The 11,438-nt window shown below is 69.7% G+C and carries 11 protein-coding genes; 5 read left to right on the top strand and 6 right to left on the bottom strand.

The window, feature by feature from the left end; genetic code table 11:
• Positions 1-50: 50 nt before the first annotated feature.
• Complete coding sequence (locus ACRDPN_RS04665; protein ID WP_431446194.1) at positions 51-1,190, bottom strand: sensor histidine kinase; 1,140 nt, start codon at positions 1,188-1,190, stop codon at positions 51-53.
• 133 nt (positions 1,191-1,323) lie between these two features.
• Between ACRDPN_RS04665 and phoU the strand changes: the two genes are divergently transcribed.
• Positions 1,324-1,965, top strand: a complete 642-nt coding sequence (phoU, locus tag ACRDPN_RS04660; protein ID WP_431446193.1) for a phosphate signaling complex protein PhoU — start codon at positions 1,324-1,326, stop codon at positions 1,963-1,965.
• Positions 1,966-1,998: 33 nt separating this feature from the next.
• Here phoU and ACRDPN_RS04655 read toward each other — a convergent pair whose 3' ends face one another.
• Positions 1,999-2,472: a hypothetical protein gene (locus ACRDPN_RS04655; protein ID WP_431446192.1), complete on the bottom strand. Its 474-nt coding sequence runs from the start codon at positions 2,470-2,472 to the stop codon at positions 1,999-2,001.
• 206 nt (positions 2,473-2,678) lie between these two features.
• Here ACRDPN_RS04655 and ACRDPN_RS04650 point away from each other — a divergent pair, with 206 nt between their 5' ends.
• Positions 2,679-3,164 carry a CarD family transcriptional regulator gene (locus ACRDPN_RS04650; protein ID WP_431446191.1) on the top strand — a complete coding sequence of 162 codons (486 nt, stop codon included), beginning with the start codon at positions 2,679-2,681 and terminating at the stop codon, positions 3,162-3,164.
• Between the two features lie 49 nt (positions 3,165-3,213).
• On the opposite strand, the gene ispF is transcribed toward ACRDPN_RS04650, so the two are convergent.
• Positions 3,214-3,693 carry a 2-C-methyl-D-erythritol 2,4-cyclodiphosphate synthase gene (gene ispF, locus ACRDPN_RS04645; RefSeq protein WP_431446189.1) on the bottom strand — a complete coding sequence of 160 codons (480 nt, stop codon included), beginning with the start codon at positions 3,691-3,693 and terminating at the stop codon, positions 3,214-3,216.
• A gap of 57 nt (positions 3,694-3,750) precedes the next feature.
• On the opposite strand from ispF, the gene ACRDPN_RS04640 reads away from it, so the two are divergent.
• The 3 genes from ACRDPN_RS04640 to rlmB are packed head-to-tail and all read left to right on the top strand — an operon-like array spanning position 3,751 to position 7,638.
• Positions 3,751-5,253 (top strand): molybdopterin-dependent oxidoreductase, encoded by a 1,503-nt coding sequence (locus ACRDPN_RS04640; protein ID WP_431446188.1) that lies wholly within the window; start codon positions 3,751-3,753, stop codon positions 5,251-5,253.
• A gap of 19 nt (positions 5,254-5,272) precedes the next feature.
• Positions 5,273-6,685, top strand: a complete 1,413-nt coding sequence (gene cysS / locus ACRDPN_RS04635) for a cysteine--tRNA ligase (RefSeq protein WP_431446186.1) — start codon at positions 5,273-5,275, stop codon at positions 6,683-6,685.
• Positions 6,685-7,638: a 23S rRNA (guanosine(2251)-2'-O)-methyltransferase RlmB gene (gene rlmB, locus ACRDPN_RS04630; protein ID WP_431446185.1), complete on the top strand. Its 954-nt coding sequence runs from the start codon at positions 6,685-6,687 to the stop codon at positions 7,636-7,638. Before cysS ends, rlmB begins: the two co-directional genes overlap by 1 nt.
• Here rlmB and ACRDPN_RS04625 read toward each other — a convergent pair whose 3' ends face one another.
• Genes ACRDPN_RS04625 through ACRDPN_RS04615 form a run of 3 tightly spaced genes read right to left on the bottom strand, consistent with a single transcriptional unit; the run spans position 7,639 to position 11,437 of the window.
• A complete protein-coding gene (locus ACRDPN_RS04625) occupies positions 7,639-8,976 on the bottom strand; it encodes a hypothetical protein (RefSeq protein WP_431446184.1) in 1,338 nt (445 codons plus the stop codon). It abuts the gene before it with no gap.
• Positions 8,976-10,277 carry a D-arabinono-1,4-lactone oxidase gene (locus ACRDPN_RS04620; RefSeq protein ID WP_431446183.1) on the bottom strand — a complete coding sequence of 434 codons (1,302 nt, stop codon included), beginning with the start codon at positions 10,275-10,277 and terminating at the stop codon, positions 8,976-8,978. The genes ACRDPN_RS04625 and ACRDPN_RS04620 overlap by 1 nt, the downstream gene beginning before the upstream one ends.
• A complete protein-coding gene (locus ACRDPN_RS04615) occupies positions 10,274-11,437 on the bottom strand; it encodes an amino acid deaminase/aldolase (protein WP_431446182.1) in 1,164 nt (387 codons plus the stop codon). The genes ACRDPN_RS04620 and ACRDPN_RS04615 overlap by 4 nt, the downstream gene beginning before the upstream one ends.
• Between the last annotated feature and the right edge of the window lies 1 nt (position 11,438).

Genomic DNA, 11,438 nt, shown 5'->3' with positions numbered 1-11,438 from the left:
GGACAACGCCTCGCTGTAACTCGTCTCGTCCTCGACGACCAGCACCTTCGTCATGGCAGCTCTCCATCATCGAGTTCGTGCGACCAGGATGGCAGCACCAGGGTGAACGTCGAGCCCGAGCCGGGCTCGCTCCAAACCTCCACGCTTCCCCCGTTGCTCGCGGCGACGTGCTTGACGATCGAGAGCCCGAGTCCGGTGCCGCCGGTGTTCCTGGCTCGCGCCGGGTCGACGCGGTAGAAGCGCTCGAAGATGCGGTCGATCTCGTCACCGGGGATGCCGATGCCGTGGTCGGCCACGGTGATGCGCACGTCGTCCTCGGACCGCTCGGCCATCACCGCGACTCGCGACTCCGCGGGGCTGTACGTGACCGCGTTCTCGACCAGGTTGCTCACCGCGGCGTACAGCTGACCGCGGTCGCCGTGCACGAGGAGGTCGGGCGCGATGGACGTGGCGATCTCGATGCCCTTGCGCTCGGCCTCGGTGGCCGAGTGCTCGGTGGCCTCGGCCACCAGCTCCTCGACCTTGACGACCGCAGCCTCCTCGCTGATGGCGTCGTTCTGCAGCCGTGAGAGGTCGATGATCTGCTGAACGAGGCGCGTCAGCCGAAGGCTCTCGGACTGCATGCGGCCGGCGAACCTCGTGACCGCGTCCGGGTCGTCCCTCGCCTCCTCCACGGCCTCGGCGAGCAGGTTCAGGGCCCCGATGGGTGTCTTGAGCTCGTGGCTGACGTTGGCCACGAAGTCGCGCCGGATCGCCTCGACCCGCTCGGCCTGGGTGCGGTCGTCGGCCAGGACCACGACGAGCCGTGAGGTCAGCGGCGCGACGCGGGCATGCACATGGGTGGTGGCGTTGCCCCGCCGGTGCTCGAGCCGGACCTCGGCCTCGCGGATCTCCCCATCGCGACGCACCTGCTGCACGAGGTCCATGAGCTCTCCGGGCAACCGCTCGTCGCGCACCAGCCCCATCGCGACGGCGGGTGCCGACGCCTGCAGGACGGTGTCGTCGACGTCGACGATCACGGCCGAGGACGACAGCACCGACAACACGGCTTCCGCTCCGGGCGGCACGGTCGACGCCACCTCGGGGACCTCGCCCTCACGGCGTTCGCTGTAGCGCCACAACCACGTCACCAAGGCGCCGATGGTGGCTCCGATCACCCCGGCGATCAGCAGTCCCGCGCTGGTGTCCACGACATCGATCGTAGGGCTCTGCGTCGGTCGCGTCGCTACCCGGAAGCGGGTTGACGTGCGCCTTTCGGGCTCCGTTCACGCCGCGTTCACCGGGAGTCGCCGCACGTTCACCGTGCCTCTTTACGCTGACGGCATGCGTGACCAGTACTACGAACAGCTCGACACGATCGTCGAGGAGCTCGTCAACCTCACCGGAACCGTGCGCAAGGCGGTCGCGTCGTCGACCACGGCCCTGCTGGACGCCGACGCCCGTCTGGCCGAGCTCGTCATCGCCGGCGACGCCGTGATCGACGAGGAGACCGAGGCCATCGAGGAGCGTGCTCTGCTCCTGCTCGCCACCCAGCAGCCGGTGGCGACCGACCTCCGGCAGCTCGTCGCGACGTTGCGGATGGTCACCGACCTCCAGCGCATGGGCGACCTCTCGGTGCACGTGGCGAAGGTGGGGCGGATGCGCATGCCCGACCAGGCCGTCCCGCCGCAGCTGCACCCGACGATCCGCGCGATGGCCAAGGTGGCCGACTCGATGATCGACGCGGCGGCGCGCATCGTCGCGAACCGCGACGTCGTGGCGGCTGCGCGCCTCGAGGACGAGGACGACGAGATGGACCGGCTCCGCAAGGACCTGTTCCGCACCCTGCTCAGCGACTCGTGGGAGCACGGCGTTGAGCCGGCGATCGACCTGGCGCTGCTGGGCCGCTACTACGAGCGGATCGGCGACCACGCCGTCTCGATGGCCCGTCGTGTCGTATACCTGGTGACCGGCGAGCTCAGCTGACGCGCTTTACCAGATCAGGGGGCGGCGCTCCGCTCAGCTGGAACCGCCGGGCGTCCGCGCCACGTCCGCGTACATCGTCGTGCGAGCGACGACGGGAGCCTCGATGAAGACCTCTCCGGCGTTGTCGAACGTCAGGGTCACGTTGACGAAGTCGCCGGCCTCGAGAGAATCTCCGGTGAACACGACAGTGGCTGCCGGTCCGGTGTTGAAGGTGTCGCCCGGACCGATGATGGCCGGGGCGGACTCGACGCCGACCTCGGTGCCGTCCGCTCCCGTTGCGGTGACAGAGTCGAGCTTCTGCGTTTCCTCGGTCGTGTTGAGCACGACGGTCGACAAGGTGGCCGTGCCGTCGCCGTTGTCGACGGCAAGGGCGTTGTAGAGCTGTACCTGGCCGGTTCGCAGGTTGGCGCCGACGCCGGGCTGGTACTGCTGGTTGGTCTGGGCGCCGACGCCGGTGGCGGTACAGCCGGCCAGGGCCAGTGCAGTCGCTGCGAGTGTCGCGGCCAAAGTGTTGACCAGATGTGGGCGCAGCCAGGGAGAGCGTGCCGAAATCACCGGGTGTACCTGCTTCCGTCGAGTGCTGGGGAGATCGTATCGGGACCGCCGGATGGCGGGTGTTCTGACCTGCTTCTACACCATCGGCGGCCGTGATCCGGCGGATTTGGTGCCGACCGTGCATGTTATCCTTGTCACCTAGGAAAGGTGCTCCCTTTATGACTTTCACGGTCGGCGAAACCGTTGTTTATCCAAATCACGGCGCAGCAGTCATTGAAGACATCGAGACCAGAACGATCAAAGGTGAGGACCGCGACTACCTCGTTCTCCGCATCATTTCCCAGACCGACCTGGTGGTCCGGGTGCCGGCGTGCAACGTCGATCTGGTGGGTGTCCGCGATGTCGTCGATGAAGCCGGTCTCGAGCGCGTTTTCGACGTGCTGAGGGCCGAGCACGTCGAGGAGCCGACCAACTGGTCCCGCCGCTACAAGGCCAATCTCGAGAAGCTGCACTCCGGCGACGTCCTCAAGGTCGCCGAGGTCGTTCGTGATCTGTGGCGCCGCGACCACGAGCGCGGACTGTCGGCCGGCGAGAAGCGCATGCTGGCCAAGGCACGTCAGATCCTGGTTTCCGAGCTCGCGCTCGCTGAGAAGACCAATGAGGACAAGGCCGAGATCCGTCTCGACGAGGTCCTCGCTTCCTGACTCCCGACTCCGGAGCCCCCGACGTGCGCCGTCGGGGGCTTCGTCCGTCTCAGGCAGGGAAGATCAGTGCAGTGGCGATGGCGGCGACGCCTTCGCCACGGCCGGTGAGGCCGAGGCCGTCTGTGGTGGTGGCGGACAGGCTCACCGGGGCGCCGACGGCGTCGGCGAGCACGGTCTGGGCCTCGCCGCGACGCGACGCGAGACGCGGACGCTCACCGATGGCCTGCACCGCGACGTTGCCGATCTCGTAGCCAGCCTCGCGCACCAGACGGGCCGTCTCGGTGAGGAAGGCGATCCCTGACGCGCTCGCCCACGCCGGATCGGACGTGCCGAACCGGCTGCCGATGTCTCCCAGGCCGGCCGCACTCAACAGGGCGTCGACCATCGCGTGAGCTACGCTGTCGCCGTCCGAATGCCCCTCGAGTCCCTGGTCCTCCTCCGGCCACTCCACGCCGGCGAGCCACATCGGACGCCCGGCCACGAGACGGTGCACGTCGGTGCCGAGGCCGATGCGAGGAGCAGGTGTCACAGGTCGATCATGCCGCATCGCCTCGTCTCGACGTCGTCGCGCGACGATGATGGAGTCGTGACGTCCCCTCGTCTGGCCGGCGCCCTCGCCGCCGCTGCTGCTCTGGCGGCGAGTCAGCTGACCGCCGCCGTGCTGGGCCTGCGTGAGAGCCCGGTGCTGGCCATCGCCCAGACGGCGATCAGGCTCACGCCCGGCGGGATTGCCGAGCCGATCATCGGCGCCGTCGGTACGGCCGACAAGCCGCTCACGATCGTGTCGGTCGTCGTGGTGATGGTCCTGCTCGGCGCGATCGTCGGCACCTGGTGGCGCCCGCATCCCACGTGGGCCGTCGCCGGCGTGGTCGTGCTCGTCGGATTGGCCACGGCTGCCGTGCTGTCGCGGCCGTACGGCTCGGTCGGCGGAGTCGTGGCTTGTCTCGTCGGCGGGGCGGTGCTCGTTGGCGTGCTCGCGCTCGTCCTCCCAGAATCGAGCCACGACGACACCGAGAAGGGTCCGGCCGTCACCCGACGGCGGATGCTCACGACCGTGGGTGCCGTCGTCGTGGCCACCGCCGTGGCCGGCACGGCGGGCGAGCTGCTGGCGTCGCGGCGCCGTCGTCGGCGCGATCTGGATGGGCTGCGTGCCGCGCTCCGGCTGCCGACCCGTCGTCGTCCCACGCCGGCCGGCGCCGACCTCGGCGTCGACGGCCAGGCGCCGTGGCGCACGTCGAACCGCGCCTTCTATCGCATCGACACGGCCCTCTCGCCGCCGCTCATCGACCCTGCCGGCTGGCGCCTGCGCATCCACGGCATGGTCGAGCGGGAGGTCACGATCACCTACCAAGACCTCGTCGACCGGGGTCTGAACGACGCCTGGGTGACGCTGTGCTGTGTCTCGAACCCGGTCGGCGGCGACCTGATCTCCAACACGGTGTTCAGCGGCGTGCCGATGAGGGATCTGCTCGACGAGGCGGGCATCCGTCCCGGCGCGGACATGCTGCTCTCGACCTCGGAGGACGGCTGGACGTGCGGCACCCCACTGTCCTCGCTGACCGACGGCCGCGACGCGATGCTCGCCGTCGCAATGGATGGCGTGCCCCTGCCGGTGGAACACGGGTTTCCGGTCCGTCAGGTCGTCCCGGGACTGTACGGCTACGTGTCGGCCACGAAGTGGGTCACGGACTGGCGGGTGACCCGCTTCGACGAGGCCGAGGCGTACTGGACGCAACGCGGGTGGGCGGCGCGCGGACCGGTGAAGACCCATTCACGGATCGACGTGCCGCGCGGACGCGCCACGGCCGGAGCCGTCCCGGTGGCCGGTGTCGCGTGGGCGCAGCACACCGGCATCGCCAAGGTGGAGGTGCGCGTCGATGACGGCGCCTGGCAGGAGGCCGAGCTGGGCGCCGTGCCGTCGGACGACACCTGGGTGCAGTGGCGCTGGGAATGGGACGCCCGGCCCGGGGACCACCGCCTCGAGGTTCGGGCCACGGACAAGTCCGGCTACGCCCAGACCTCTGAGCGGGCCGACGTGCTCCCTGACGGCGCCACCGGCTACCACGGGGTCGACATTTCAATAGCCTGACGCCGACTAGGGTTGGCGCGTGACGATCCGCCTGTACGACACCGCCTCGCGTGAGCTGCGCGACCTCGACCCGGTCGTGCCGGGCCGCGTCGGCATCTACCACTGCGGGCTGACCGTGCAGGGGCCTCCACACATCGGGCACATCCGCAAGGAGGTCGTGTTCGACGTCCTGCGGCGCTGGCTGGAGCGGGCCGGCTACGAGGTCACGATCGTCGCCAACGTCACCGACATCGACGACAAGATGCTCGCCAAGGGCGAGGAGCTCGGCCGGCCCTGGTACGCCATCGCGTACGAGAACGAACGCGAGCTGCACGCCGCGTACGACGTGCTCGGCTGCATCCCGCCCACCTATGAGCCGCGCGCCACCGGGCACGTGCCCGAGATGGTCGAGATGATCGGCACCCTCGTCGAGCGAGGCCACGCATACGTGGCCGAGGACGGCTCGGGCGACGTCTACTTCGACGTTCGTTCGTGGCCGTCATACGGCGAGCTGTCGAACCAGCGGATCGACGACATGCAGGCCGCCGAGGACGCGCCGCCGGAGGGCAAGCGCGACGTCCGCGACTTCGCGCTCTGGAAGGGGCACAAGCCCGGCGAGCCCGAGACAGCGTCCTGGCCGACGCCGTGGGGTCGCGGCCGACCGGGGTGGCACCTGGAGTGCTCGGCGATGGCCGGCAAGTACCTCGGCGAAGAGTTCGACATCCACGGCGGCGGGCTCGACCTGCGCTTCCCCCATCACGAGAACGAGCAGGCCCAGTCGCGAGCCGCCGGACAGCAGTTCGCGCGGGTGTGGATGCACAACGCGATGCTCAACCTCGGCGGCTCGAAGATGGCCAAGTCGGTCGGCAACACGCTGCTGGTGAGCGAGGTCGTCAAGCGGGTGCGGCCGATCGCGCTGCGCTACTACCTGGTTGCCGCCCACTACCGCTCAGTCGTCGAGTACAGCGAGGAAGCGCTGGTCGAGGCGGCCACCGCGTTCGAGCGCATCGAGGGTTTCGTGCAGCGCGCGACCGAGATCACCGGAGGTGTTGACGTGTCCACCGGCCTCCCGTGCGCTGAGTTCATCGAGGCGATGGACGACGACCTCTCCGCGCCGGCGGCGCTGGCGGCGTTGCAGGGCGTCATCGTCGAGGGCAACAAGCTCATCGGGGACGGTGACTCCGAGGCGTTGCGCGGCAACCTCTCCTCCGTGCGGGCGATGCTCGTCGTGCTCGGGCTCGACCCGCTCGCCGAACCTTGGGCGGGCACGGCGGGCACCAGCACCGATGCGGCCCTGAACACGCTCGTCGAGGCGCTCGTCGCCCAGCGCCAGGAGGCGCGCGCAGCCAAGGACTTCACCACGGCCGACCGAGTGCGCGACCAGCTCACGGCCGCCGGCATAGAAGTCGAGGACACTGCGAACGGCGCGCGCTGGTCAGTCAGGGGAACGTGATGGCGGGCAGCAGCAAGCGGCGCGGCGCGGTCAAGAAGTCCGGCAAGGGCAACCCCACCGCGGGTTCCGGCGGTAGGCGGCGCAAGGGCTTGGAGGGGAAGGGCCCAACGCCTCGGGCCGAGGACCGTCCGTACCACAAGGCGCACCAGACGGCGAAGACCGCCGAGCGTCGTGAGGCGGCCAGGCCCCAGCGCAAGGGCAAAGGCAAGGACGGCGGCCCGGAGTGGGTGGCCGGGCGCAACTCGGTCGTCGAGCTCATGCGGGCCGGCGTCCCCGCCGCAGGGCTCTACGTGGCCGATGGCATCGACCGAGACGACCGCATCCGCGAGATATTCCGGCTCGCCGCGGACCAGCACGTGTCGCTGATGGAGATCGGGCGGGTCGAGCTCGACAAGCTCACCGGCGGCGCGGCACACCAGGGCATCGCGGCGAAGCTCAACGCCTACGACTACGCCCATCCCGACGACCTGCTCGCCCTGGCCGAGGAGCGGGGCGAGCCGCCGCTCGTCGTGCTGCTCGACGGCGTCACCGACCCGCGCAACCTCGGCGCGGTGGTGCGGTCGGCGTCCGGGTTCGGCGCCCACGGCGTGGTCATCGCCGAGCGTCGCTCGGCCCAGATGACGGCCGCGGCGTGGAAGACGTCGGCCGGAGCGGCGGCACGGGTACCGGTGTCGCGCGTCACCAACCTCACCCGCCAGCTCAAGGCCTTCCAGGAGGCGGGTCTGATGGTCATCGGCCTGGCCGCCGACGGCGACGTCGCCTTGCCCGACCTCGAGCTCGGCGACGGACCGCTCGTGGTGGTCATCGGCAGCGAGGGCAAGGGCATCTCCCGACTCGTGGCCGAGACGTGCGACCAGCTGGTGAGCATCCCCATGGCGTCCGGCCTGGAGTCGCTCAACGCCGGCGTCGCGGCCGGCGTTGCGCTCTACGCGATCGCCCAGTCGCGCGCCTGATCACATCGGGCTCTTGGCGAGCGCGTCCACCGGAATGACGTAGAGAATCTCGATCGCGAGTCCGATGACCAGCTGGGACGCCAGTGCTGGGACGCGCCATCGCTGCGGAAGCAGCGCTCCGGCGAGCAGGATCCACAGCGTGAACGGCATCCAGATCCGCTCGACCTCGGCCTTGCTCATCCCAGACAGCGTGGCGAGAAGGATCGTGGCGAGGCCAGTCACCACGAGCACAGCCACCGGTTCTCGCCGACGGACAGCCGCGAGGGCGGCCGGCAGCCCCGCCCACGTCACCAGACCGACGCTGAACGTCCACGCCGCGAGGTTGGCCCACACCCAGTAGTGATACGGCCGTTCGCGGGAGATGCCGGCGCTGTACCGCTCGACCAGCACCGGGTAGGCCTCCCACCACGCGAACCCGGCGACCGTGAACGCTGCCGCGACGACGAGCGCGCCTCCGAGAGCCCACGGCAGCACCGACCATCGTCTCGTCAGCCACAACACGGCCAGGGCCAGGAGACCGAGGAGCACCAGCCCGTACGACAGGTAGACGCACAGGCCGAGCATCAGGCCCGCTCCGGTGCCGTACGCGGCCCGCGCTACCGGCGATGCGCGCGTGCCGGCCACGGCGAGGAGCGCGATCCCCCAGGCACCCGCCGCCATGAAGATCGCGTCACCGTGGCTCATCCAGATCGCGACCGGTGCGAGGGCGAGCCACGGCGCCGCTCGGCGCGCCCAGACCTCCCCGGCGAGCACACGGACGGCGACCAGGGCACCCAGCACCGCCGTCGCGCCGATCGACATCACGACCACGCCGACTTTGTAAGGGTCGTCAAGTCCGAGCCGGTCGAACCCGATGAAGGTCAGCAGCGCCCCGGGCGGATGTCCGGCGACGTGCACATGCCAGTTGTCGGGGTGGGCGTAGGGGATCCGGTCGACGAACTCGTTCATCATCTGGCCGACATCCTGCACGCGAACAGCGTCGTAGAGGTACTCGCCGGGCCGCTCGTACAGCCGCGCGAAACCATCTCGGCCGTGCGAGATCGCCAGTGAGAACGGCCAGGCCCACGCGACGACGTAGGACGCGACGAGGAACCAGCCCCACGACAGCCGCTCCACGACCAGCCGCCACCCGGCGAGCAGCACGACGCCGGTGATGAGCGGTATCAGGATGCCGGCGTCGATGGACGGACCCCAGTCGGCGTGCAGCGGCGGAGCGTGCACGCGTACGTCCTCGCCGGTCAGCACGGGGTACAGCATCGACGCGATCACCAGGAGCAGGGCCATCCCCATCGCGATCCAGGGCAGTCGTGCCGACCCCGGAGCGGTGGGCACCATCATCAGCCGAGCACCCGGTCGAGGTAGGGGTTCGTGAAGACCCGCTTCAGGTCGGCTTCGTCACGCACGGCGACGAAGTCGTCGAATCTCGCGTAACGATCACGGAGGTATGAAGCGTCGACAGTGTTCATCTTTCCCCAGTGCGGGCGGCCCTCGTGGGCCGTGAAGATGTCCTGGGCGGCGGCGAAGTAGGCGGTCGGGTCGCTGCGGAAGAAGTGGTGCACCGCGACGTAGCAGTTGTCGCGCTCGTGCCCGGTCGACATCCAGATGTCGTCGGAGCCGGTGAACCGCACCTCGATCGGGAACGAGACCGTCTCGTGCCCGGCGTCGAACCACGCCTGCAGGCCGGCGATGACGCCGGGCAGTGCTGACCGCGGCATCGCGAACTCCGACTCGCGAAACCTCACCCGTCTAGGCGAGACGAAGACCTCGTGGGAGTGATCGGTGAACTCGCGGGCCGACAGTGCTGAACCGGTGACGCCGTTGATGCGCGGCACCAGGGAGCGCCGCCGCGCGCCCACCTCGTTGAGCAGCCCGAACACGCCGTTGCTGAGCAGCTCGTCGTCGACAAGATGACGGAAGCGGCTGACCGGATCCCGACGTGTGCCGTCGGCGACGCGGTTGTTGCGCTTGACCAGCGCCTTCTCGGTGTGCGGGAACCAGTAGAACTCGAAGTGGTCGTTCTCCTCGATCAGCTCGGGTAGACGCTCGATGACCTCGGGCAGCGCCATCGGCTCCTCGCGCGCGTGCAGCAGGAACGCGGGTTCGCACTGCAGGGTAACCTCGGTGATGATGCCGAGCGCGCCGAGGCTCACCCGCGCGGCGTCGAACCAGGGATGCTGCTCGTCGATCTCGACCACGTCGCCCTCGGCGGTGACGAGCTGGACCCCCACAACGGCGGCCGCGATGCCGTGCAGCTTTCCGCCGGTGCCGTGGGTGCCGGTGGAAATGGCTCCGGCGACCGACTGCGGATCGACGTCGCCGAGGTTGGGGAGTGCGAGCCCGAGCGCGAGCAGCTCCGGGTTGAGCTCTCGCAGCGACATCCCGGCCTGCACCAGCACGCGTCGGGACGTCGTGTCTCGGGCGAGCAGGTGGTTCATCCGGTCGAGCCGGAGCAGGTACCCGTCGGTGGCGGCGATGGGTGTGAACGAGTGGCCGGCCCCGTAAGCCTTGACCGGCAGGCCCTGCGACCGCGCAACCTGCACGAGCGAGACGACCTCGGCAGTCGAGGCCGGGTGCTCGACGTGCTCGGGGTGTGCCTCGACGCTGCGGCTCCAGTTGGTCCAGGTCTCGCGCGCGGTCATCCGAAGTTCTTCCCCTCGCCCCGGTAGGTGGGCACGATCTCGACGGATCCGTCGGCCGCGACAATCGTCACGGTGTCGAACCGCTCGCACAGCTCGCCTGCCTTGGCGTGCCGCAGCAGGACACGGTCGCCGAGCCGCAGGTCACGAGCCGCGCGTCCCTTGACCGGCGTCTGCACCTCTCCGGCGCCCTCGGTGCCGAGGAGTGAGAGACCCTCCGGCCACGCCGGCTTGGGGAGCCGGCTCTTCTGCGCCGGTCCGGACGCGATGTACCCGCCGGAGAACAAGGTGGCGACGTCGTCGGTGGGCCGGCGCACCACGTCGAGGGCGAAGTAGGCCGCCGGGCTGGACTCGAAGGCGTCGTAGTCGTCGAACAGTCCGGGGCTGAACAGTCCCGATCCGGCGGTGAGCTCGGTGATGACCGGATCGGCGCCGGTGACCTCCAGGCTGCCGGTGCCACCGGCGTTGACGATCCGCAGGTCGGCGTGCTCACGCACAGCCGCGACGACTTTCGACCGGCGGTCGAGCAGCTCGGCGGCCGAGCGCTTCTTGACGAGCCGGACGGCGGGGGACGAGTCAGGCATTCCGGCGATCTGGGCGTCGTAGAACATCACGCCCCGCAGCTCGAACCCCGGCCGTTCGGCCACGGCGCGGGCCAGTTGTGCGGCTTCGTCGGTGGAATGGACAGGGGACCGCCGGACCCCGAGGTGGACGGGTCCGAGCTTGAGCGAGGCGTCGACATCGAGGCAGACGCCGATGCGTGGATGGTCCGGCCCGGCGAGGTGGTCTAGCAAGTCGAGCGACTCGGGCGAGTCGACCATGAGTGTGATGGCGGCCAGCCTCCTCTCGTCAGTGACGAGCGCCCGTACACCGGATGCCGACGCCGTCGGGTAGGCGAGCAGGATGTCGTCGACGCCGAGATCGGCCAGCCACACCGACTCGTCGAGCGAGTACGACATGACGCCCGAGAAGCCGTCACGCGCAAGCGTGCGCTCGATGACGCTGCGGACGCGTACCGACTTGCTCGCCACCCGGATCGGTACCCCGTCCGCCCGGCGGACCAGGTCGTCGGCATTGGCCCAGAGCGCCGGCTCGTCCACGATCGCGACCGGTGCGCCCAATTCTGCGGTCGCCGAGAGGAGACGGTCGAACGGTTCGGGCACG

This window comes from Aeromicrobium sp. (assembly GCF_050700635.1).
Classification (GTDB): Bacteria; Actinomycetota; Actinomycetes; order Propionibacteriales; family Nocardioidaceae; genus Aeromicrobium.
This window is presented reverse-complemented; position numbering and strand designations above follow the sequence as displayed.